This window comes from Telluria sp. AC161 (assembly GCF_979258535.1).
The window spans coordinates 3550756-3572880 of record NZ_OZ409861.1 but is presented as its reverse complement, the minus strand read 5'-3'; the positions used below and the strand labels follow the sequence as shown (position 1 = coordinate 3572880).

Genomic DNA, 22125 nt, shown 5'->3' with positions numbered 1-22125 from the left:
ACCTCCACTGTGAGTTCACACACACACAGGAAGATCAGTATTTAATTATTCCTATGATATCGATCAGGATTTTCAATCGTCAGCTTGCTCCAAAATAAACAAGATAGTCGTGCGGCATTGATCTGAATGCCAGGGCAGTGCAGCACCGCAATATGGGTGTCGGCAGGCCATTACGTTAGTCGATCGACGTGCTTCACACCGGCTTGTTGCGGCAACAGGGGCAGGCGCACGACGAGACGAGTGCCCTGCGTGTGGGCACTATTAATAGCCAGTGTGCCGCCAAGCGCAGCCACTTGTTCCTGCTGCGTCGCCAGGCCAAAGCTGCCCGATTTGCGTGGCGCCTGCGGGTTGAACCCGACGCCGTTGTCGCTGATCGTCAGTTCGAGCATGCCGTCCGCGCCCGCCAGGTGTAGCTGAACCCGGCTCGCAAGCGAATGGCGACACACATTGTCGAGCGACTCGCGCAGCACGCGGTGTAAGCTCATCAGGATGGCTTCGTCGATCTGCAGATCGTCGAGACGCCCGTCAGCCTGCACGTCGCAGGCAATGCCACTCGCGCGGGTGAACTTGCGCGCCTCGATTTCCAGCGTGGCCACGACGCCCAGCTCAAGGCCGGCAGGCCGTAGTTCGCTCAGCAGGTGCTTGACGGTGCGCAGCGTCTCATCGATATTACCGAGCGCCGCGCTCACCCAATCGTGCAGACGGCCACGTTGGTCTTCCGTTTGCTGGTGCAGGGTGACGATGTCGAGCCGCAAGGCCAGCAGGTTCTGGCCAAGGCAATCGTGGATCTCGCGCGAGATCCGCTTGCGCTCGGCTTCACTGCTGGCGCGCTGGTGGGCCAGTAACGAATGCAGTTGCTGTTCGGATGCGCGTAACGTTGCTTCGGAATGCTGGCAGGCGATGACCTTTTCGACCAGCGCCTGATTCACGAGCATTTGCCCTTCGGTCAGCTGTCGCATGGACGCTTCGAGTCCATCATCGGCAACCACATCGGCATAGCGCGACGGTGCCAAGGCATCGCGCAGTTGGTCCGGTGCTTTGCTGTGACGATTGCGGAGTCGGGTTCGCATGGCAATCACCTGTGGTTCACGCGCGAAAAGGGATGAGTTTCCTGCTGCCTGTTGTGAGACGCTAAGTATTTTGCTGACGCAAGTCAAGCGGAACCGATGGGAACGCAAGCAGAATCACGCGCGGATGTTGGCTGCGTGCTTCAATCGAGGGCGGCAGCAACGGCGCATCATGCAGCTTGGATGGACTGGTTCTCAATAGGTTTGCAGGCGCGTTCGTCAAGCAGGCTGCAATCGATCTGGATCAATCTTGCTGCCTGTTGATGGATCGTTGTTCAGAACGACGAAATGGCCTTGGCCAGATTGTCTCTGGCGCGCTGCTCAAGGCGCTGCGCGACGGCGGGCGTCGTGTAAATCTGTTCGCGGTCGAGAAAGCCCTGCAGCACGGCGCGGCGCTTGACCGCGTAGACCTCTGGCGGCACCCATGCGTATTCGGCGCTGATCTGCCGCGTGTATTCCGCAAAGCGCGCAGCGGGTGCGCCCAGGATGGCCAGGTCGATGTCGACCAGCAAAGCCTGATCCGGCGAGGCGGGCAGGGCGGTGTGGCAGGTGGCCATGATCAGGTCATGCACGCGCTGGCAGCGGGCCGCATCGATGCCGCCAGCCTTTAATGCGTCAATGGCCCAGTGCGCCGAGCGTGCTTCGTTATCGTGGCCCTGCACGTCGTAGATGGCGTCATGGAACCACAGGGCCAGCTCGATCTCGGCAGGCTGCTCGGCATGCGCGCGTAGCGTGTCGAACAGCGCCAGGCATTCGTTGAGGTGTTGCAGCGTGTGGTAATGGCGCTGGGGTTCGTCCCACGCGCGCAGCAATTGCTCGCACAAGCCGGTGGGCGGGGCCAGGTTCAGGGCGGCCCAGGTTGCGAGCCAGTGCGCGGGCAGCAAGTCCATGGTTACATCAAAATCACATCGTACTGTTCCTGGTGATACCCCTTCTCGACCTGCAGCGAAATGCGCTTGCCGATGAAGTCCCCCAGCATGGCCAGGTGTTGCGATTCTTCTTCCAGGAACAGATCGATCACCTCTTGCGAAGCGACGATGCGGAACTCGCGCGGGTTGAACTGCTTGGCTTCGCGCAGCAGTTCGCGCAGGATTTCGTAGCAGATCGTGCGGCTGGTTTTCACCTGGCCTTTGCCCGAGCAGGCCGGGCACGGCTCGCACAGGATGTGGGCCAGCGATTCGCGCGTGCGCTTGCGTGTCATTTCCACCAGGCCCAGCGCCGAGAAATTGCTCACGGAGACCTTGGTGCGGTCGCGTGCCAGGGTTTTCTTCAGCTCGGCGAGCACCTGGTTGCGGTGCTCGTTGTTCTCCATGTCGATGAAGTCGAGGATGATGATGCCGCCCAAGTTGCGCAGGCGCAGCTGGCGCGCGATGGCGTGCGCCGATTCCAGATTCGTTTTGAAGATCGTGTCGGCGAAATTGCGTCCGCCAACGTAGCCGCCCGTGTTGACGTCGATGGTCGTCATCGCCTCGGTCTGGTCGACGATCAGGTAGCCGCCGGATTTCAGGTCGACGCGGCGGCCGAGCGCACGCAGGATTTCTTCTTCGACGCCATACAGGTCGAACAGCGGCCGCTCGCCCGTGTAGTGCGCCATGCGCGAGAGCACGCTTGGCGTATAGACCTGCGCGAATTCGACGAGTTTCAGGTAGTTCTCGCGCGAGTCGACCTGGATGGTGGCGGTTTCGTCATGCACGAAGTCGCGCAGCACGCGCTGGGCCAGCGACAGGTCTTGGTAGAGCAGGGTGGTCGGCGGGCGGGTGCGGGCGCCCTGGACGATGGCGCCCCAGGTCTTGCGCAGGTAGTCGACGTCGGCGGCCAGGTCGTCGTCCGGCGCTTCTTCGGCCATCGTGCGCACGATGTAGCCGCCTTTTTCGTCGGGCGGCAGCAAGTTTTGCAGGCGCGTGCGCAGGCGTTCGCGCTCGCTTTCCTTTTCGATTTTTTGCGAGATGCCAATGTGCTGGTCTTGCGGCAGGTACACCAGCATGCGGCCGGCGATGGAAATCTGGGTCGACAGGCGTGCGCCCTTGGTGCCGATCGGATCTTTAATGACCTGGACGGTCAGTACCTGGCCGTCGAACAGCAGTTTTTCGATGGCGGTCGGGGGAACGTTGCTGCCGTCGTGGCTGCGCGCTTCCCAGATATCGGCCACGTGCAGGAAGGCGGCGCGTTCCAGGCCGATGTCGATGAAGGCCGACTGCATGCCTGGCAGCACGCGCACGACCTTGCCCAGATAGACATTCCCCGCCAACCCACGCGTGAGCGTGCGCTCGATGTGCAGTTCCTGCACCGCGCCTTGCAAAACCAGCGCGACGCGTGTTTCCTGCGGCGTGATGTTGATAAGAATATCTTCGTTCATGGACCCTGCCGCACGTATTGTTCAGGGTGATCATGATACACGCTCACGAGGCATCGCCGGGGCGGGAAGGCGATCAATTCAGACCGTCAGACCCGCCTTGCGCAGCAAACTGGCGGTCTCGAACAGGGGCAGGCCCATGATGCCCGAGTGGCTGCCTTCGATGTGCTCGATGAACAGCGCCGCCGGACCCTGGATGCCGTAGCCGCCGGCCTTGTCGTACGGCTCGGGCGTGGCGCAATAGGCACGGATCTGTTCCGGGGTGAGCTTGGCAAAGCGCACGTTCGACACCTGTGTGACTTGCTCGGCCACGCGTTCGGCATGCACGGCAACCGAGGTCAGCACCTGGTGCGTACGGCCCGACAGGCGCTCGAGCATGGCGATCGCCTCTCGGTTATCGGCTGGCTTGCCGAGAATCTCGCCATCGATTGTGACGGTCGTGTCGGCTGTCAGTACGGGGCGCAGCGGCTGGCGCCGTTGCAGCAGCAGGTTGAAGGCAAACGCGCCTTTTTCCTTGGCAACGCGCGCGACATAATGGTGCACGTCTTCGTCCGCCAGCACGTCTTCGCTGACGTCCACCACGCGGGCCGGATCACTGCGCAGCAGCATCAGCTCGAAGTCGACGCCGATCTGGCGCAGCAATTCGCGGCGACGCGGGCTTTTCGAAGCGAGGTAAATCTTGTTCTGGTTGTTTCTCATCGAATCGGACGATCTGGCAAAGCAGTCAGACAGGTAAAAAATTACTGAACAAGCAAAATTCAGACCCGGTGGTAAGGGTGGTTCTGGGTGATCGACCAGGCACGATACAACTGCTCGGCCAGCATCACCCGCACCATACCGTGCGGAAGCGTCATGCTGGAAATACGGATCAAGCCTTCGGCACGTGCCTTGAGCTCGGGATCGAGCCCATCGGCGCCACCGATCAAGAACGCGGTGTCGCGCCCGTCGCGTTGCCAGGTTTCCAGCTGCTGCGACAGGCCGACACTGGTCAGGTCGCGGCCACGCTCGTCGAGCGCGATGATGCGTACGCCCTTGGGCAAGACCGCCTCGATGCGCTCGCGTTCGAGCGCCATCGCCGTGGCAGCGGTCTTGCTGCCGGACCGTTCGACCGGCTTGATTTCCTTGAGCACGATGCGCAGCTCGGGTGGCATGCGCTTCGTGTACTCAGTGAAACCCGACTCGATCCAGGCCGGCATCTTGTGACCGACCGCGGCAATGATCAATTGCATGAAGGCTTACTCGGCATCCTTCTTGATACGACGGATCACTTTTTTGGCCGGCGCTTCGACCGCTGGCGCTTCTTTCGGTGCAGCAGCTTTCACGGCGCGCTTTGGCGGCTTGGACTTGGTCGCTTCGACAGCGGCGGTCTCGGTCTTGCTCGGGTTGACCTTCACGGTCTTGCCGGTTGGGACAGCCTTGGCGGCAACCTTCTTGGCAGCCGGCTTCTTGGCAGCAGCAGGGCCTTCGGCAGCGATGGTCTTGGCGACGGTGGCGGCGCGCTTGGCGGCAGGTTTACGTTCGTTGACCGGCTTGGCCTCGACCTTGTCCTGGTTGGCGGCAAGGTGCTTCGACTTTGGCTTGGCTTCGTCGGCTTCTGCGCCTTCGGCGGTCGACTTGCGCTTGGCGGCGCCCAGCTTGACCGGCTTTTCGCCCCAGATTTCTTCGAGACGGTAGTACTGGCGAATGGCCGGCTGCATGATGTGGACGATGATGTCGCCCAGGTCGACCAGCACCCATTCACCGGTGTCCTCGCCTTCCATGCCGATGACGTCGCCGCCGGCAGCCTTGACCTTGTCGCGCACCGATGCGGCCAGCGACTTGGTCTGGCGATTCGAGGTGCCCGAGACGACGGCGATGCGGTCGAACAGGCTGGTCAGGTGCGTCGTGTCGAACATGACGATGTCCTGGCCCTTGACATCTTCCAGGGCGTCAACGACGAGGGTTTGAAGTTTCTTGAGATCCATTAGTTTTTGTACAGGTTATGTTGTTGAATATAGTCTAGCACTTGCGCCATCGCGAGCGCGTTTGCGTCCGCTTCGAGGCCCGCGTGCAAGGCCGCACGAATGCGGCTTGACGAAATGTCGACGTCCAGCGTCGGTGCGAGGCAAACTTTTCCGTGGCTGCTTGCGCGCACGGTGTCGGGCGTCGCAAGGCGCGTCGACAATTCTTGTGCCACCGGTGGTGGCAATGTTTCTTGCGCCAGGTCGTAACCTGGACGTGTGGCCACACCCAGGTTGGCCAGCGCGAACAGTTCGCGCCATTCATTCCAGGTATCCAGATTGCGCAGCTGGTCGGCGCCCATCAGGAATACGATCGATGCCTGCGGGCCGAGTTCCCGGCGCAGCGCGCGCAGGGTCTCGACCGTGTAGGTTGGCGTCGTGCGTTCAATTTCCTGCAGGTCGAACACGACGTTCAGCTTGTCGTTGTTCAGTGGCCTGAAGGCCAGTTCGAGCATCGCGATGCGATGCGCGTCACCGGCTTCCATGCCGTTCTTTTGCCAGGGGTGGCCGGCCGGCAGGATGCGCAATTCGTCCGCCTGCAGCAAGCCGCAAAACAATTGGCCCAGCGCGACGTGGCCGAGGTGCACCGGATCGAAGCTGCCGCCCAGCACGGCGATGCAGGCCGTCACGGCGCGAGCCAGTCCCGGTGCGGCAAAAAGTCGGTCGCCAGGCGCGCTTCCGGGCTGCCCGGCTCGGGGTGCCAGTCGTAGCGCCATTTCACGATCGGCGGCATCGACATCAGGATCGCCTCGGTGCGGCCACCCGACTGCAGGCCGAACAGCGTGCCGCGGTCCCACACCAGGTTGAACTCGACATAGCGGCCGCGCCGGTAGGCCTGGAAATCGCGCTCGCGCTCGCCGTACGGGCGGTCCTTGTGGCGCGCCAGGATCGGCAGGTAGGCCGTGTTGAAGCTGTTGCCGACGCTTTGCATCAGCGCGCACGACTGCTCGAATCCCAGTTCGTTCAGGTCATCGAAAAAGATGCCGCCCACGCCGCGCGCTTCCTTGCGGTGCTTCAGATAAAAATACTCGTCGCACCAGTTCTTGAAGCGCGGGTGCAGCGTCGGACCGAACGGCGCCAGCGCGTCGTGGCAGGTCTGGTGGAAGTGGCGTGCATCGGCCTCGTCGCCGTAATACGGCGTGAGGTCCATGCCGCCGCCGAACCACCAGACCGGCTCTTCGCCGGCTGCGGTCGCTTCGAAAAACCGCACGTTCATGTGCACCGTCGGCGCATATGGATTGCGCGGATGCAGCACCAGCGACACGCCCATCGCTTCCCAGGCGCGGCCCGCGAGTTCAGGGCGCACGGCGCTGGCCGACGGGGGCAGGGCGGCGCCCATCACGTGCGAAAAATTCACGCCGCCGCGCTCGAACACATTGCCTTCTTCGATCAGGCGCGAAATGCCGCCGCCACCTTCGGGGCGTTCCCACGCATCGCGCAGGAACGGCTTGCCATCGACCTGTTCGAGGTCCTGGACAATACGTGCCTGGAGGTCGAGCAACCAGGCCTTGATGGCTGCGCTATGAAGGGATGGCATGGAACGATCGCGGTCGGGAAATGAAAAGAGCGCAGATTGTACACCTGCGCACGTGGTGGTTCGTTGTAAGGCGGTTGGCGCCTGAGGCTGTTCGGTGTGACTTGGGTTCCCGCCTGCGCGGGAACGACGTGCAAACATGCTGACGTGATATTCAAGGCGGCTGTTAGTCCGTCGTTCCCGCGAAGGCGGGAACCCAAGTTCAACCCCGCTTACTTGATCCCGCGCCAGCCGATGTCGCGCCGGTACTGCGCGCCATTGAAGTGGATCTTCTCGACCGTTTCGTACGCGCGCTTCTGCGCCATCTTGACGCTGTCGCCCAGACCCACGACGCATAGCACGCGGCCGCCACTGGCTTGCAGCGTGCCGCCCACGACGCGCGTGCCGGCGTGGAAGGTGACGCATTCCGGCGCTTCCGGCGGGATGCCGTCAATCACGTCGCCCTTGCGCGGACTGTCGGGATAGCCGGCGGCGGCCATCACGACGCCCACGGCGGTGCGGCGGTCCCATTCGAGTTCGACCGTGTCGAGCGTGCCGTTGCAGGCGTGTTCGAGTACGGTGGCGAAGTCGCTTTTCAGGCGCGCCATGATCGGCTGCGTTTCCGGGTCGCCCATGCGGCAGTTAAATTCCAGCGTGCGCGGATTGCCATCGGCATCGATCATCAGGCCGGCGTACAGGAAGCCCGTGAACGGGATGCCGTCGCGCGCCATGCCCTGGATGGTCGGGTTGATGATTTCGCGCATCACGCGCGCGTGCATCGACGGCGTCACGATCGGCGCCGGCGAATATGCGCCCATGCCGCCCGTGTTCGGGCCCTGGTCGTGGTCCTTCAGGCGCTTGTGGTCCTGGCTCGTGGCCAGTGCCAGCACGTTCTTGCCGTCGCACATGACGATGAAGCTGGCTTCTTCGCCGGCCAGGAATTCTTCGATGACGATGCGCGCGCCGGCGTCGCCAAAGGCGTTATCGGCCAGCATGTGGTCAACGGCGCCGTGTGCTTCGTCGAGCGTCATGGCTACCACGACGCCCTTGCCGGCCGCCAGGCCGTCGGCCTTGATGACGATCGGGGCGCCATTGGCGTCGATGTAGGCGTGGGCGGCAGCGGCGTCCGAGAACGTTTCGTACTTCGCGGTCGGGATGCCGTGGCGCTGCATGAACGACTTGGCAAAATCCTTCGAGCTCTCGAGCTGGGCTGCTTCGCGGGTAGGGCCGAAGATCTTCAGGCCGCGCGAGCGGAACAGGTTGACGATGCCGGCGGCCAGCGGTACTTCCGGGCCCACCAGCGTCAGTGCGATGTGCTCGGCCACGACGAAGTCGGCCAGCGCCTGCGGCTCGTGCAGGTCGACCGTCACCAGGCGCGTGTCGAGCTCGGTGCCGCCGTTGCCGGGAGCGACGAAGACCGTTTGCACGCGTTCCGATTGGGCCAGTTTCCACGCCAGAGCGTGTTCGCGGCCGCCCGAGCCGACTACGAGAATTTTCATATTGCCTACCAGGTTATTCGTCGATCACGGCGTTGGTGAACACTTCCTGAACGTCGTCCAGGTTTTCCAGTGCATCGAGCAGCTTTTGCATCTTGATCGCGTCGTCGCCCGTGAACACCGTTTCGGTGGCGGGTTTCATGATGACTTCGGCCACTTCGGCCTTGAAGCCGGCCGCTTCGAGCGCTTCTTTCACCGACGCAAAGGCGTGCGGATCGCACAGCACTTCGAAGCCGCCTTCGTCGTCGGCCGCGACATCGTCGGCGCCGGCTTCGAGCGCCGCTTCCATCAGCTTGTCTTCGTCGACGCCCGGCGCGAACAGGAACTGGCCCGTGTGCTGGAACATGAACGCGACCGAGCCTTCGGTGCCCATATTGCCGCCGTTCTTGCTGAACGCGTGGCGCACTTCGGCCACGGTGCGCACGCGGTTGTCGGTCAGGCACTCGACGATGATCGCTGCGCCGCCGATGCCGTAGCCTTCGTAGCGCACTTCTTCGTAGTTGACGCCTTCGAGCTCGCCCGAACCGCGCTGGATGGCGCGCGTGACGTTATCTTTCGGCATATTCGCATCGGCCGCCTTCTCGACTGCCAGGCGCAGGCGCGGATTGGACGGGATGTCGCTGCCGCCCATGCGCGCGGCGACGGTGATTTCCTTGATCAGGCGCGTCCAGATCTTGCCGCGCTTGGCGTCAGTTGCGGCCTTTTTGTGCTTGATATTGGCCCATTTGCTGTGTCCAGCCATGTCGAGAATTCCTTAGACGGTATGCAAGAGTGGCCGACATTCTAGCATAGCGCCCCCTTGCAAAAAGGTCCAAGGGCCCGCAAGCAGGGGGCGCGAATCGGCATGGAAACAACAGTCTGGCGCGCCAGCGCTTTCGCCGCCAGCAAGCATGAATACGGTATTCTTGACGTACACAAAGGAGAACTGCATGCACGCCAAAGCAATCCGCATCGCCGCCAATGGCGGCCCCGAGGTCATGGAGTATGTCGATGTCGACGTGGGCGCGCCCGGCCCGGGCGAGATCCTGCTGCGCCAGCACGCGATCGGTCTGAACTTCATCGACGTCTATTTTCGCACCGGCCTGTACCCGCAGCCGCTGCCCGGCGGCCTGGGCAAGGAAGGCGCGGGCGTGGTCGAGGCGGTGGGCGAGGGCGTGACCAATGTCCAGCCGGGCGACCGTATCGCGTACGCTGGCGGCCCCAACGGCGCCTACGCCGACCTGCGCGTGATGCCGGCTGCGGTCGTCGTCAAGCTGCCCGACGCGATCTCGTTCGAGACGGCAGCGGCGATGATGCTGCAGGGCCTGACGGTGCAATACCTGTTTCGCTCGACTTACCCGCTGCAGGCCGGTCAGACGATCCTGTTCCACGCTGCGGCCGGTGGCGTGGGCCTGATCGCCTGCCAGTGGGCCCGCGCCCTTGGCGTGCAGCTGATCGGCACCGTTGGTTCGAAAGAGAAGGGCGAGCTGGCGCTGGCGCACGGCGCGGCGCACGTCATCAACTACAACGACGAAGACATCGTGGCGCGCGTGAAAGACATCACGGGCGGGGCCGGCGTGCCGGTGGTGTACGACTCGGTGGGCAAGGACACGTTTGCCGCGTCGCTCGACTGCCTGCAGCGGCGCGGGCTGATGGTCAGCTTCGGCAATGCGTCCGGCGCCGTGGAACCGTTCACGCCTGGCGAATTGTCCAAACGCGGGTCGCTGTACATCACGCGCCCGACCCTGTTCGACTACATGACCAATCAGCAGGAAGCCGAAGCGATGTCGGCCGAGCTGTTCGAGATGGTCACGAGCGGCAAGGTGACCATCAACGTCAACCAGACGTTCCCGCTGGCGCAGGCGGCCGATGCGCACCGTGCGCTGGAGTCGCGCCGCACCACCGGCTCGACGGTGCTGCTGCCATGAGGGATACCCGGGACGAGCCGCCGTTCACGCCGCCATCGGGGCCGACGGGCGATGGCGCGCCGAAGTTCGGGCGGCTGCTGATCGTGCTGGTGCTGGCCTTGCTGCTGGTCGTGGCCATCACGTTCGGGTCGGAGGCGTATTTCAGCTAGCGGCCCAAAAGCGTCATTCCCGCAGAGGCGGGAGTCTAAGGCAGCCCAAAAACGTCATTCCCGCGGAGGCGGGAATCCAAGGGCGCCCGCGTCACGACAACGCGAACAGTACTTGGATTCCCGCCTGCGCGGGAATGACGTGGGGGGGGGTATGCGACGTTTGTGATGCTTAGCGGCCCGGTTCCTTGGTCACCACCACACGGCGCGCTACGCCCGACTGGCCGGGGAAGCCCTCGAACGCGCTTTGCACCAGCGCCGGCATGACTTCGGGTGTCGACATATTGCGGCTCGTGTTGTGCACGGTCACTTCAAACAGGCGCTTGCCGTCGCGCGACGACTTGATCGCCACCTGCAGCTCGCGCCGGTACTGGTGCTCGATCGACGTCTGGTACGACGGATACGGACCCCAGAACGGATCGTAGAACGGGCTGTACCAGCCGCCCCAGTAGCGGCGGTTGAAGCCGCCGCGGTAGCCGCCGTAACCGAAGCGCGCGCTCGGATAGAAATACGGCGTCATCAACGGTTCGATCACGCGCACCGGCACGTCGGTGGTGGTAAACCGCATCGCCACGGTCAGCGCCGGCGTGGCGCCGTTGGCATCGCGGAAGCCCTGGCGCGCCAGCTGGCCGCGCACCAGGTCCTGGTAGCTGCGCCACTCGAGGGTATCGTCCTGCGGCGACGGCACTTCAAACACATAGCTCTTGTCGGCAATCTGCGCCGGCCATTGGTGGAACGTGGTGACATCGCTGCGGATGCTCGTCGCGCAGCCGCCCAGCAGCAACGCGAACGCGGTACCCAGAGCGATGGTGATGAAGCGTTTCATGCAAATCTCCCGTTTGTCTTGTCGGTCTTTCCCCGATCTTCAAGATTACCCCTTGTTAAGATTCAGGGGAGCCACTTTTACACCCGGTTACCGTGCCTACAAAGCGATACATGGCAATTCGTCGGCGGCGATCCAAAAGCTTGTTGGTAAAATAAGCCCCTCATCCACTGTGTCAGCCCGAGCCCACCATGCGCACCGATACGCCCCAGACCATCTTCCGCAAGGACTATACCCCGCCCAGCTATCTGGTGGATACCGTCGAACTGGGCTTCGACCTGGACCCGGCCCGCACCGTCGTGGCCAGCCGCCTGACGCTGCGGCGCAACCCGGCCGCCACCACGCGCGGCATCGAACTGCACGGCGAAGACATCGAGCTGGTGGCGCTGCGCCTGAATGGCAAGCTGCTGGGCAAGCGCGACTACACGCTGGCCAACAACCTGCTGACGATCCGCTCGGCGCCCGACGACGTGGTGCTCGAGATCGAATCGCTGTGCGCACCCGACAAGAACACGACGCTGAGCGGTTTATATGTGTCCAACGGCAACTTCTTCACGCAGTGCGAGGCTGAGGGCTTCCGCCGCATCACGTTCTTCCCGGACCGTCCGGACGTGATGGCCAAATTCACCGTGATGCTGCGCGCCGACAAGGCCCGCTATCCGGTGCTGCTGTCCAACGGCAACCTGCTCGAAGAAGGCGACCTGGACGATGGCCGCCACTATGCATTGTGGGAAGACCCGTTCAAGAAGCCGTCGTACCTGTTCGCCCTCGTCGCTGCGCAACTGGTCTGCCAGGAAGAAACCTTCCGCCTGGCCGACGGGCGCGATGCGCTGCTGCAGGTGTGGGTCGAGGACGGCAACCTGGACAAGACCGACTACGCGATGCAGTCGCTCAAGCACAGCATCCGCTGGGACGAAGAAAAATACGGGCTCGAACTCGACCTGGACCGCTTCATGATCGTCGCCACGAGCGACTTCAACATGGGCGCGATGGAAAACAAGGGCCTGAATATCTTCAACACCAAGTTTGTGCTGGCCAACCCGCGCGTGGCCACCGACATCGACTTCCAGGGTATCGAGGCGGTGGTAGCGCACGAATACTTCCACAACTGGACCGGCAACCGCGTGACGTGCCGCGACTGGTTCCAGCTGTCGCTGAAAGAAGGCCTGACGGTGTTCCGTGATCAGGAATTCACGGCCGACATGATCGGCACCGCCACCGGGCGCGCCGTCACCCGCATCGACCAGGTGCGCACGCTGCGCCAGGCCCAGTTCCCCGAAGACGCCGGCCCGATGGCGCACCCGGTGCGGCCCGATTCGTTTGTCGAGATCAACAATTTCTACACCGTGACGGTGTACGAAAAAGGGGCCGAAGTCGTGCGCATGTACCAGACGCTGTTCGGCGTTGATGGTTTCCGCAAGGGCATGGACCTGTATTTTGCGCGCCATGACGAGCAAGCCGTCGAGTGCGACGACTTCCGCCGCGCGATGGCCGACGCCAACGACCGTGAACTGGGGCAGTTCGAGCGCTGGTACAGCCAGGCCGGCACGCCGGTGCTGCGCTTCGAAGGCCGCTGGGACGAAGCCGCGCAGACCTACACGCTCACGCTGTTCCAGTCGTGCCCGGCCACGCCCGGCCAGCCCGAAAAGCTGCCGTTCCACATTCCTGTGGCCGTTGGCCTGCTCGACGCCGCCGGCGCCGACATGCCCCTCGTCGTCGACGGCCAGCAACGCGGCACCACCGCCGTGCTCGAACTGACCGAAGCCGAGCAAACCTTCGTCTTCACGGGCGTGACCGGGCAACCGGTGGCCTCGGTGCTGCGCGACTTTTCGGCGCCGGTCATCCTGCAGGGCGGCTACACCGATGCCGACCTGCTGCACCTGTTCAGTCATGACAGCGATCCGGTCAACCGCTGGGAAGCGGGCCAGCGCCTGGCCATGGAACGCCTGCTCAAGCTGACCGGTGAAGCGGGCGCGCAGGACGATGCCGCCGCCAGCCTGAACCTGGACGAGACCTTCATCGAGGCGCTGCGCAAGATCCTGGTCGACGAGACGCTCGATCCGGCCTTCCGCGAGCAGTGCCTGACGCTGCCCTCCGAATCGATGGTGGCCGAGCAGCTCGAGTGCGTCGATCCGCTGGCCGTGCACATCGCGCGTCAGTTCATGCGCGCCGACCTCGGTGCGCGCCTGCGCAGCGAGTTGCTGGCCCAGTACGAAGCCAACGCCACGCCGGGCCCTTACAGCCCGGACGCCGCCTCGGCCGGCAAGCGCGCCCTGAAGAACCTGGCGCTGGCCTACTTGAACGCCGCGCCGGACGCCGCCAGCGTCGCGCTGGCGCAGCGCCAGTTCGATGAAGCCGACAACATGACCGACCGCGCCGCGGCGCTTTCTGCCCTGGTCGCCGCGCGCGTGCCGCAGGCGGCCGACGCGCTGGCCGTGTTCTATGACGAATTCCAGAACGAGGCGCTGGTCGTGGACAAGTGGTTCGCGATGCAGGCGTCAAGTCCGACCACCGACCTGGCGGCCGTGCGCGCCCTGATGACGCACCCGGCCTTCACACTGCGCAACCCGAACCGCGCGCGCAGCCTGGTGGCGATGTTCTGCGTGAACAATCCGGTACAGTTCCACGCGCCGGATGGCAGCGGCTACGCCTTCTGGGCCGAACAAGTGATCGCACTCGACGCCCTGAACCCGCAAGTGGCCAGCCGCCTGGCGCGCGCCATGGACCGCTGGCGCCGTTACGCGCCAGCCCTGCAGTGGCAGATGCGCGAAGCCTTGCAGAAGGTGGCGGGGCAGGTCAAGCTGTCGAACGACGTGCGCGAGATCGTCGGCAAGGCGCTGGCCAACTAAACACATTCAACACAACCTGAGGAACCCATGAAACGCGTAAGTCTGACGCAGTACCTGGTGGAAGAGCAACGCCAGCACCAGAGCATCAATGCGGAGTTGCGCCTGCTGATCGAAGTCGTGGCCCGCGCCTGCAAGCGCATCAGCTATTCGGTGAGCAAGGGCGCGCTGGGCGAAGTGCTCGGCAGTGCCGACACCGAAAACATCCAGGGCGAAGTGCAGAAAAAGCTCGACGTGATCTCCAACGAGATCCTGCTCGAAGCCAACGAGTGGGGCGGCCACCTGGCCGCGATGGCATCCGAAGAAATGGAAACCATCCGCCAGATTCCGAGCCGCTATCCAAAAGGCGAATTCCTGCTGCTGTTCGATCCGCTGGACGGCTCGTCGAACATCGACGTCAACGTGTCGATCGGCACGATCTTCTCGGTGCTCAAGGCGCCGGAAGGCATGCAGGACCCGACCGAGCAGGACTTCCTGCAGGCCGGCAGCACGCAGGTGGCCGCCGGTTACGCCGTGTACGGCCCGCAGACGATGCTGGTGCTCACGACCGGCAACGGCGTGCATTGCTTCACGCTCGACCGCGAGCAGGGTTCGTGGGTGCTGACCCAGAGCGATATGCAGATTCCGGCAGCGACCAAGGAATTCGCGATCAATATGTCGAACCAGCGCCACTGGCATCCACCGGTCCAGCGTTACGTCGACGAGCTGCTGGCAGGCTCCACCGGCCCGCGCGGCAAGGACTTCAATATGCGCTGGGTCGCCTCGATGGTGGCCGACGTGCACCGCATCCTGACCCGCGGCGGCGTCTTCATGTACCCGGCCGACCTGCGCGACACCAGCATGCCAGGCAAGCTGCGCCTGATGTACGAAGCCAATCCGATGGCGATGATCGTCGAGCAGGCGGGCGGCGCGGCGACCGACGGCAAGGGCCGCATCCTCGATATCCAGCCGACCAAGCTGCATCAGCGCGTGCCGGTGTTTTTGGGTTCGAAGGAAGAAGTGGATGTCGTTACGGGCTATCACGCGGCCTGATGGTGCGCACGATCGTCTGCGTATAAATTAGGCAAACCGGAAATCTTGCGAAAGTGATGCGATACACACTAGCAAGGTTGCCAGTTTGTTTGCTAGAATACGGCTCTTTCGTGAGCGACGGCTTGTTTGTCGGGCACGATGGAAGGCGAAGCACAGGTTTCGCCGCTGTAGCTCAGTCGGTAGAGCAGCGCATTCGTAATGCGAAGGTCACCAGTTCGATTCCGGTCAGCGGCACCAAAATTAGTTAGTCAGATCAAAGGGTTACAGGCTTCGGCCGGTAACCCTTTTTTCTTGCGTACAAATTTCAGATAACGCAGTTGTATTCCCGGTGCATGAAATGCATCGGGTGTTCAATTTCTGAATGGTGTGGTGGTTGGCGTGGCTATACTCCTGGTAGACCACCTTGAGGAACGATGATGGCAACCACACCCGGATCGAGCACCGCAAGCCCGCCCTACGACGGCCCCTTTCTCCCGCGCTTTTCTTATCCCGGCGGCCCCGTCGTCCAGGTCATGGAGAACGCGCGCGACGTGGCCATCGATACCGTGTTTGCCGTTCCTTTGCCCACACCGAATGTCTATACGATCACCGGCGGCCGCGACGCCGCGCTGTTTTCGATCGATCCATCCAATGGTCATCTGGTCTTTATTGACGCGCCCGACTACGAAATGCCGCGCGACCTTGGGGATGGCGCCGGCAACAATACCTACGAAGTCGAAGTCACGCGCCAGGAATGGGCCGGCACGGCTGCGCAGATGCTGACGGTGTGGGTGAGCGATGTCGACGAGCGCCCTGGCACCGCGCCGCAGACGACGCTCGACGAGCGGCGCGAAGTCGTGGTGCGCTATGTGACCGAAGCCGATGGGACGGTGCGCCAGCTGCTCTCGATCCCGACCAGGGCGCTGCCTGACGCGCCAGCGAACCCCAATCCGTCCGATGGCATTGCTATCGTCAGGGATAGCAGCGGGGCAGTGCTGTTGCGTGCCGCTGATATCGACGGTGTTGGCCTGATGGCGTCCGGCAGCGCCGCGCCGCAGGCGGCCGCAGCCTCGCTGGACGAGGTGCTGCGCGAGATTGGTCAGCACAGCGCCGCCGGTTCTGCCTCACAGGCCGGGCTGATCGCCGGCGCCACCGATTTTCTGGCAAGCCTCGCCCCTGCAACCCCGCTGCTGTTGCAAACCATTGTTCCGGTGATCGCACCTGGCACGGGGAAGGCCTTTGTCAGCATGGCCTTGGCCGGTACGCCGCAGGACGGCGCCAATCCGGTCACTGCGCTCGTTATCGATGCACGCGGTATTGGATCGCATACGTTCGAACTCGACCACATCGGCTTTGCCGCGCTGTCCGGCGCCATGACCGTGGGCTTTCAGTATGGCGGCGGCGCGGGCAATCAGTTCCTGGTGGCCGACGACGCTGTACAGCGCCTGAATGCCGGCGAAGGCAATGACATCGTGCACGCTGGCGGCGGAAACGATCTGGTCGATGGCGGCGCCGGCGACGATCGCCTGTACGGTGACGCAGGCGACGACGAGCTGACCGGGGGCGCCGGAAACGACTGGATCGATGGCGGCGCAGGCCTTGATACGGCGCGCTTGAGTGGCACGCGGGCCGATTATACGATCCGCGTGGAGCAGGGCCAGATGGTGGTCAGTGCACGGTCCGGGGACGATGGCACTGACCATCTGATCAATGTGGAACTGCTGAACTTCCGTGGTGCGAGCGCAGACCTGTCGTTACGCGGCACGATCACCCGCATGATCGATGCACTGGAAGACCGGGTCGCCACGCGCGTTGAACTCGATGGCTGGGAAGCGGCGCATGCGTCGGGGACGTCACTGGTGGACATCGCTGCCAGCCTGCTGCAGAACTACGGTGGCGACGATGCACTCACGTACGACGATTTCGGCAGATCCCTGTACCTGAATGGCGCCGAGCGTTCGGGCAATTACAAGGAGCTGTATAGCCTGCTTGCCAGCCTGCGTGACGGCGACACGCGTGCCGAGGTTCTGCTGGAGTTTGCCGACTCATTCGGGATGCTGTCGTATGCGCGGTCTGCCGGCGCCACGACCCACATCGTCGATACCGAGATTGGCAGCCTGGTGCGCATGTACGACGCCCTGTTTGACCGCGCACCGGATGCTGGTGGCCTGAATTACTGGATTGGCGCGTTCGAGAGCGGGAGCACGATCACGGCGATCGCCGACATGTTCGTGAACGTGGCTGAAGGCGGCATCGATACCATGACCGATGCCCAATTCATCGCACACCTGTACCAGTCAGGCCTGGAACGCATTGCCAGCGCGAACGAGATCACCGGCTGGATCAAGCTGATGGACGATAACGATCTGAGTCGTGGCGACCTGCTGCTGGGAATTGCTGATTCGGCCGAGATGACGGCGCTGGTCGGGATGATCAGCACCTCGATCGACCTGGGCTGACGTTGCACTGCTGGCCGGTCGATGCGTAGCCGTCAGCCGGGCTGAGTTTCTTCGGTCGCCGCTTCCTGCAGACTACGCGCCAGGCTCGACACACTCGGATTGTCGACGAACACGCAGCGCTTGCCATGGCGCTTGCAATGGTCCTTCACGCGCCAGTAGGCACTGTGGCTGATGCAGCCGGTCTGGCAAATCACCAGGTCGGCAGCGGCCAGGCTGGCATCGAGCTGGCTGCTGCTGTCTTCCAGGCCGCCGTCGTGGTGCGCGAACTGGGCGCCGACGCGCTCGATCATCGTCCGGTAGATCGGCACGCTGCTGCTGCGCCCGCCGACGCACAGCACGGCGCGGTTGTGCAGCCGTACCGGCATCGCAACCGGGACAGCAACAGGTTCCGCTGCCGGTGCGGGAGCCGCTTCGGCATCGGGTGCGGCGGGGCGCAATGTCTTCAGTTCAGCAACCTGCGCACGCAGGGCCTGCTCGCGCGCTTCCAGTTGCGCGATGCGTTCGGCCATGCGCTCGCGCGTATCGAGGTCGGGGACGCTGGCTTGCAGGCGTGCCAGCTCGGCGCGCAGGGTCGCGACATCGCCATCCCGGGCAATGGTGGCGGCGCGCGCCGTCATCAGAAGCTGCTCGTGGCGCTCGGCATCGAGCGCTTTTTCGTGCGCCAGCGCATTGCACCGTTCCTGCAGGCGGACGACTTCGCGTTCGAGACGGGAATTGTCGGCAACGATCGCATTGAACTTGTTGAGATCGGCGCGGGCGCAGGCGCCGGCCTGGTGTTGCACCATGTGGATATCGCGGCACATTTTCTCTTCGAGCGCCACCGTGCAGCGGGGATGGGACAGCCCGGCCCAGAATGCGCCAGCCACATCGCCGGCCGCAACCGCCGCTGCCCACATGGCTTCGACCTGCTCGGTGGTCTTGGCCGTGCGGAAGCGCTGGATATGCTGCGCATAGCGACGTTCAAGCTCTTTCTGAACCGCATCGGCCACGGGCGTGCGCAATGCGCATTCGCTGACGGTGCCGACGTGAATATCGTAATCATCATGCAGCACCTTCCCGCCGGTCACCTTCTCGACCAGCTTGCGCAAGCCATTTAACGGCAACCCCACGCCCACCAGCGGACAATGCGACGCATGCGACAACTCCCAGACGCGCCGCCGGCGCGAGCTCTGCGCGTTATCGTTGGAGCAGGGTACGGTCGAAGCATGTTTGTCGCACATGGCAAATCCTTTGGCACGGAAAATGGCAGAGGAGAGCAGTGCTCCCCATCAAATGATAATGATTCTCATTTATTCTATCGCAGTCTGCGCTTCGTGCAAGCAGAATTTACAACGCCTTTACTATTTCCGATAACGCATCTGACGTGATCATGCATACCCGCGCGCATGGAAAAGCAACTTTGATTTCCAGATGGCTCTGTTACACTGACCCGACTTTTTTCACAGCCAGCCGTCGTCCGCGTGATCCACATACACACCCCCAACGGCCTTCCATCCGTCCTCGTCGGTCCTCTGTTGCGCCGCCTCGAACCTGGCCGTCTCGTCCTTTGGCTGGTCGGCAGCACGCCGTTGTCCTTCACCCTGGTGCTGGAACCGCGTGGCGGCGATCAGCAGCGACTCGTGATCGATGAAGCCTCGTGCCGCATCATTCCGATCGGGCGCGATGCGCACATTCACTTTATCGATGTCACGCTGCCTGAGCCGCTGCCGCAGGACACGCTGATCGATTACGACCTGTTGCTGACGGATGTCGAAGGCGTCGAACAGGGCATCGCGGCGTGGGCGCCGCATCTGGTGCACAACGGCGCCGCGATGCCGAACATGGTGCTGCGCAGCCGCTCCGACAACATCCTGTATGGCTCGTGCCGCAAGCCGCATCACCCGTCGCGCGACGGCCTGGCACGGGGTGACGATCTGATTGCCGGGCACGTGGATCAGGCTGGCGAGCGGCCGTCGATGCTGCTGCTGGCCGGCGACCAGGTCTATGCCGACGATGTGGCCGGCCCGATGCTGGGCGCGACCCACGCGCTGATCGAGCGTCTGGGCCTGTTCGGCGAATGCGTCGAAGGCGCCATCGTCGCCGACAGCGACGAGTTGTACGCCCATCCCGACGGCTACTATGGCCGCCAGCGCCTGCTGCCGGCCCATAAGTCGAGCGAGGCGCTGCGCGAGAAGTTCTTCGGCGGCGTGGAAAAGCCGATCTTCACCACGGCCAACGCTGACAACCACCTGATGACGCTGGGCGAAGTGCTGGCGATGTACCTGCTGGTCTGGTCGCCGGTGCCATGGCAGGTGATTGGCGAGATCGCGATGCCCGAGCTCGACCCCAAGCACCAGGAGCGCTGGCACGAGGAAGCCGGCATCATTCACGGCTTCTGCGACGAGTTGCCGCGCGCCGCGCGCCTGATGGCGCACGTGCAGACCTTGATGATCTTCGACGACCACGACGTCACCGATGACTGGAACCTGTCGTACAAGTGGGAAAAGACCGCCTACGGCCATCCGTTCTCGCGCCGCATCATGGGCAATGCGCTGGTGGCCTACATGCTGTGCCAGGGCTGGGGCAACCGGCCTGACGTCTTCGGCGAGGTGCTGGACGACATGTCCGCGATGGCCGCCAGGCCGGATTCCCAGAATCGCCTCGAACCCGAACCGCATGGCGCGCTGATCGAGCGGCTGCTGACGTTCCGCCAGTGGGATTACATGCTGCGCACGCAGCCGGCTGTCATCGTGCTCGACACCCGTACGCGGCGCTGGCGCAACCAGCGCCGCCCGAGCCATCCGTCCGGCCTGATGGACTGGGAGTCGCTGACCGAATTCCAGCATGAGCTGATCGATGAGACGGCGGCGGTGATCGTCTCGGCGGCGCCGATGTTCGGCGTGAAGCTGATCGAGGTGGTGCAGAAGATTGCCACGCTGATGGGCCAGGCACTGACCGTCGACGCCGAAAACTGGATGGCGCACCGCGGCGCGGCCCGCAGCCTGCTGAATATCTTCCGTCACTCGCGCACACCGGGCAACTACGTGATCCTGTCGGGCGACGTGCACTATTCGTTCGCTTACGACGTCGAGGTGCGCGACGACACCCGGCCGCCGCACATCTGGCAGATCACCAGCAGCGGCTTCAAGAACGAATTCCCCGAAGACCTGCTCAACTGGCTCGATCGCCTCAATCGCTGGCTGTATTCGCCGCGCTCGCCGCTGAACTGGTTCACCAAGCGGCGCGCGATGTCGATCACACCGCACCTGCCCGACCAGCGCAAGCACGGCGAGCGCCTGTGGAACGGCTCCGGCATCGGCCAGGTCTGGCTCGATGCGAAGGGCCGGCCCGAGCGCATCGTGCAGCACAATGCCGATGGCCGGCCTTCCACGCAGTTTTTGAAGCTGGGCGAGGAAAAGGCGGCCGAGCCCGCAGTCGAACGGCCGAAGAAGGCCGCCTAGCCGGGCTGCCGGTCCGCTAGCGCCAGCGGCAACCCGCGCGCCCAGCGGTTCGACGACAGCGAAAACTCCAGCGCCCGTACCTGGTGGTACCAGCCGGCCGGCACATACAGCATGTCGCCCGGCCGGACGATCACTTCCACCAGCGCCGCCTGGCGTGCCAGCGGAAAACGCTCGAAATCCGGCGCTTCCGGGTCAACGGGCGAGCCGAACAGCAGCGGATTGGCTTCCCGCGTATACAAGAACCCATCGTGATGGGGCGGGGCCAGGAAGATGCGCTTCACGCCGCGGATCTGGGCGAAGATATTGTCGTCGTAGTCGCAGTGCAGCGGCGTAATCGTGCGCGCCGGGCCAATCCAGAAGCGGGGCGGGCCCATCTTGTCGAAGTAGGCCGGCCAGTGGCACAGCCGGTTCAGTTCGCGCAGCGCCAGGTTGCCCACGTACGGCGGCAACCCCGATTCGACCGGCGTGGACAGATCCAGATAGTCGCGCAGCAGCATGTCCTGCATGGCCCGGTCCGGCGCGAAGGCGGTGTGCACGTAGTCGCCCACGCGCGCACGCACGGGCAGGTGGCCGTACTGCGCGCGCAGGGTGGCGATGTCCAGTTGCACGATCGGCCAGCGCCCGACCACGTCCGTCACCAGAAACGGCATGCCGGCCAGCGCATGCGTGCGGAATGCCGCCGCATCGAGGCGCGCGAGGCGTGGCACGTGCGTGAACGGGGGCAGCGCCCGCGCCGCTTCCTTGATCGCCTCGCGCATGGCCGGGATCGAGTCGACGCCGCGCACCTGCGCATCGCGCTGCGCGCGCGCTGCCGCGTCCTGTTCTGCCTGCGTCACGTCCGTGCGCCGCAGCGGCGGCAGGCGCGCGGCGCGCGGGTCCTTCTGTACTGCCATGTCAGGCGTTCCTGTCTGTGATAAGGGGGCGTATGGTACCGCCAGCTGCCGTAAAGTGCGCCTAAATCACCCAAAATGACCGCTTTATGAACCGATGTGATGGTTCTGTTAGTCAGCGCACGGTCTGCGCAGGGTGCCCATTGTATTTTTTGTATCGCGACGCAGTGAATC

19 protein-coding genes and 1 tRNA gene are annotated in these 22125 nt (G+C 63.7%); 7 read left to right on the top strand and 13 right to left on the bottom strand.

Going from position 1 to position 22125, the window contains the following annotated elements:
* Positions 1-170: 170 nt before the first annotated feature.
* The 10 genes from ACZ0AJ_RS15935 to ACZ0AJ_RS15890 form a co-directional block, all read right to left on the bottom strand.
* The gene (locus ACZ0AJ_RS15935; RefSeq protein WP_499455449.1) at positions 171-1070 is read right to left on the bottom strand and encodes a sensor histidine kinase; all 900 of its coding nucleotides are present in this window, start codon (positions 1068-1070) and stop codon (positions 171-173) included.
* Positions 1071-1342: 272 nt separating this feature from the next.
* Entirely contained in the window at positions 1343-1957 is a 615-nt protein-coding gene (locus ACZ0AJ_RS15930) for an HD domain-containing protein (RefSeq protein ID WP_499455447.1), read from the bottom strand.
* Positions 1958-1959: 2 nt separating this feature from the next.
* Entirely contained in the window at positions 1960-3423 is a 1464-nt protein-coding gene (rng, locus tag ACZ0AJ_RS15925; RefSeq protein ID WP_499455445.1) for a ribonuclease G, read from the bottom strand.
* Positions 3424-3501: 78 nt separating this feature from the next.
* Positions 3502-4119: a Maf family protein gene (locus tag ACZ0AJ_RS15920; protein WP_499455443.1), complete on the bottom strand. Its 618-nt coding sequence runs from the start codon at positions 4117-4119 to the stop codon at positions 3502-3504.
* Positions 4120-4178: 59 nt separating this feature from the next.
* Positions 4179-4649, bottom strand: a complete 471-nt coding sequence (gene rlmH, locus ACZ0AJ_RS15915) for a 23S rRNA (pseudouridine(1915)-N(3))-methyltransferase RlmH (protein WP_183556438.1) — start codon at positions 4647-4649, stop codon at positions 4179-4181.
* 6 nt (positions 4650-4655) lie between these two features.
* Entirely contained in the window at positions 4656-5384 is a 729-nt protein-coding gene (gene rsfS / locus ACZ0AJ_RS15910; RefSeq protein ID WP_499455582.1) for a ribosome silencing factor, read from the bottom strand.
* Positions 5384-6049: a nicotinate-nucleotide adenylyltransferase gene (locus ACZ0AJ_RS15905; protein ID WP_499455442.1), complete on the bottom strand. Its 666-nt coding sequence runs from the start codon at positions 6047-6049 to the stop codon at positions 5384-5386. Before ACZ0AJ_RS15905 ends, rsfS begins: the two co-directional genes overlap by 1 nt.
* Positions 6046-6957: an oxygen-dependent coproporphyrinogen oxidase gene (gene hemF / locus ACZ0AJ_RS15900; protein ID WP_499455441.1), complete on the bottom strand. Its 912-nt coding sequence runs from the start codon at positions 6955-6957 to the stop codon at positions 6046-6048. Before hemF ends, ACZ0AJ_RS15905 begins: the two co-directional genes overlap by 4 nt.
* A gap of 209 nt (positions 6958-7166) precedes the next feature.
* Positions 7167-8432 carry a phosphoribosylamine--glycine ligase gene (purD, locus tag ACZ0AJ_RS15895; RefSeq protein ID WP_499455579.1) on the bottom strand — a complete coding sequence of 422 codons (1266 nt, stop codon included), beginning with the start codon at positions 8430-8432 and terminating at the stop codon, positions 7167-7169.
* A 13-nt stretch (positions 8433-8445) separates the two neighbouring features.
* Complete coding sequence (locus tag ACZ0AJ_RS15890; RefSeq protein ID WP_183556443.1) at positions 8446-9171, bottom strand: YebC/PmpR family DNA-binding transcriptional regulator; 726 nt, start codon at positions 9169-9171, stop codon at positions 8446-8448.
* 187 nt (positions 9172-9358) lie between these two features.
* Between ACZ0AJ_RS15890 and ACZ0AJ_RS15885 the strand changes: the two genes are divergently transcribed.
* Together ACZ0AJ_RS15885 and ACZ0AJ_RS15880 are read left to right on the top strand one after the other, a co-directional pair.
* Positions 9359-10336, top strand: coding sequence for a quinone oxidoreductase family protein (locus ACZ0AJ_RS15885; RefSeq protein ID WP_499455440.1), 978 nt, complete (start codon positions 9359-9361; stop codon positions 10334-10336).
* The gene (locus tag ACZ0AJ_RS15880) at positions 10333-10485 is read left to right on the top strand and encodes a hypothetical protein (protein WP_499455439.1); all 153 of its coding nucleotides are present in this window, start codon (positions 10333-10335) and stop codon (positions 10483-10485) included. Before ACZ0AJ_RS15885 ends, ACZ0AJ_RS15880 begins: the two co-directional genes overlap by 4 nt.
* Before the next feature lie 169 nt (positions 10486-10654).
* On the opposite strand, the gene ACZ0AJ_RS15875 is transcribed toward ACZ0AJ_RS15880, so the two are convergent.
* On the bottom strand, positions 10655-11308 hold the full coding sequence (locus tag ACZ0AJ_RS15875) for a DUF4136 domain-containing protein (protein WP_499455437.1): 654 nt from the start codon (positions 11306-11308) through the stop codon (positions 10655-10657).
* 188 nt (positions 11309-11496) lie between these two features.
* Here ACZ0AJ_RS15875 and pepN point away from each other — a divergent pair, with 188 nt between their 5' ends.
* From pepN to ACZ0AJ_RS15855, 4 genes are all read left to right on the top strand, one after another.
* Positions 11497-14154, top strand: coding sequence for an aminopeptidase N (gene pepN / locus ACZ0AJ_RS15870; protein ID WP_499455436.1), 2658 nt, complete (start codon positions 11497-11499; stop codon positions 14152-14154).
* 27 nt (positions 14155-14181) lie between these two features.
* Entirely contained in the window at positions 14182-15183 is a 1002-nt protein-coding gene (locus ACZ0AJ_RS15865) for a class 1 fructose-bisphosphatase (RefSeq protein ID WP_332533143.1), read from the top strand.
* Positions 15184-15344: 161 nt separating this feature from the next.
* A tRNA-Thr gene (locus ACZ0AJ_RS15860) sits at positions 15345-15420 on the top strand.
* A gap of 179 nt (positions 15421-15599) precedes the next feature.
* The gene (locus ACZ0AJ_RS15855) at positions 15600-17621 is read left to right on the top strand and encodes a DUF4214 domain-containing protein (protein ID WP_499455435.1); all 2022 of its coding nucleotides are present in this window, start codon (positions 15600-15602) and stop codon (positions 17619-17621) included.
* A 32-nt stretch (positions 17622-17653) separates the two neighbouring features.
* Here ACZ0AJ_RS15855 and ACZ0AJ_RS15850 read toward each other — a convergent pair whose 3' ends face one another.
* Positions 17654-18841: a DUF2325 domain-containing protein gene (locus ACZ0AJ_RS15850; protein ID WP_499455434.1), complete on the bottom strand. Its 1188-nt coding sequence runs from the start codon at positions 18839-18841 to the stop codon at positions 17654-17656.
* A 294-nt stretch (positions 18842-19135) separates the two neighbouring features.
* Here ACZ0AJ_RS15850 and ACZ0AJ_RS15845 point away from each other — a divergent pair, with 294 nt between their 5' ends.
* A complete protein-coding gene (locus tag ACZ0AJ_RS15845) occupies positions 19136-21061 on the top strand; it encodes a metallophosphoesterase family protein (protein ID WP_499455433.1) in 1926 nt (641 codons plus the stop codon).
* On the opposite strand, the gene ACZ0AJ_RS15840 is transcribed toward ACZ0AJ_RS15845, so the two are convergent.
* On the bottom strand, positions 21058-21954 hold the full coding sequence (locus ACZ0AJ_RS15840; RefSeq protein ID WP_499455574.1) for a cupin-like domain-containing protein: 897 nt from the start codon (positions 21952-21954) through the stop codon (positions 21058-21060). The genes ACZ0AJ_RS15845 and ACZ0AJ_RS15840 overlap by 4 nt on opposite strands.
* Between the last annotated feature and the right edge of the window lie 171 nt (positions 21955-22125).

Bases quoted from the DNA above. Each gene is read 5' to 3' on its own strand.
- ACZ0AJ_RS15855 (WP_499455435.1), top strand. From the start codon at position 15,600: ATGGCAACCACACCCGGATCGAGCACCGCAAGCCCGCCCTACGACGGC.
- ACZ0AJ_RS15930 (WP_499455447.1), bottom strand. From the start codon at position 1,957: ATGGACTTGCTGCCCGCGCACTGGCTCGCAACCTGGGCCGCCCTGAAC.
- ACZ0AJ_RS15850 (WP_499455434.1), bottom strand. From the start codon at position 18,841: ATGTGCGACAAACATGCTTCGACCGTACCCTGCTCCAACGATAACGCG.
- rlmH (WP_183556438.1), bottom strand. From the start codon at position 4,649: ATGCAATTGATCATTGCCGCGGTCGGTCACAAGATGCCGGCCTGGATC.
- pepN (WP_499455436.1), top strand. From the start codon at position 11,497: ATGCGCACCGATACGCCCCAGACCATCTTCCGCAAGGACTATACCCCG.
- purD (WP_499455579.1), bottom strand. From the start codon at position 8,432: ATGAAAATTCTCGTAGTCGGCTCGGGCGGCCGCGAACACGCTCTGGCG.
- ACZ0AJ_RS15885 (WP_499455440.1), top strand. From the start codon at position 9,359: ATGCACGCCAAAGCAATCCGCATCGCCGCCAATGGCGGCCCCGAGGTC.
- ACZ0AJ_RS15880 (WP_499455439.1), top strand. From the start codon at position 10,333: ATGAGGGATACCCGGGACGAGCCGCCGTTCACGCCGCCATCGGGGCCG.
- ACZ0AJ_RS15935 (WP_499455449.1), bottom strand. From the start codon at position 1,070: ATGCGAACCCGACTCCGCAATCGTCACAGCAAAGCACCGGACCAACTG.
- ACZ0AJ_RS15890 (WP_183556443.1), bottom strand. From the start codon at position 9,171: ATGGCTGGACACAGCAAATGGGCCAATATCAAGCACAAAAAGGCCGCA.
- ACZ0AJ_RS15875 (WP_499455437.1), bottom strand. From the start codon at position 11,308: ATGAAACGCTTCATCACCATCGCTCTGGGTACCGCGTTCGCGTTGCTG.
- rsfS (WP_499455582.1), bottom strand. From the start codon at position 5,384: ATGGATCTCAAGAAACTTCAAACCCTCGTCGTTGACGCCCTGGAAGAT.
- ACZ0AJ_RS15920 (WP_499455443.1), bottom strand. From the start codon at position 4,119: ATGAGAAACAACCAGAACAAGATTTACCTCGCTTCGAAAAGCCCGCGT.
- ACZ0AJ_RS15865 (WP_332533143.1), top strand. From the start codon at position 14,182: ATGAAACGCGTAAGTCTGACGCAGTACCTGGTGGAAGAGCAACGCCAG.
- rng (WP_499455445.1), bottom strand. From the start codon at position 3,423: ATGAACGAAGATATTCTTATCAACATCACGCCGCAGGAAACACGCGTC.
- ACZ0AJ_RS15840 (WP_499455574.1), bottom strand. From the start codon at position 21,954: ATGGCAGTACAGAAGGACCCGCGCGCCGCGCGCCTGCCGCCGCTGCGG.
- hemF (WP_499455441.1), bottom strand. From the start codon at position 6,957: ATGCCATCCCTTCATAGCGCAGCCATCAAGGCCTGGTTGCTCGACCTC.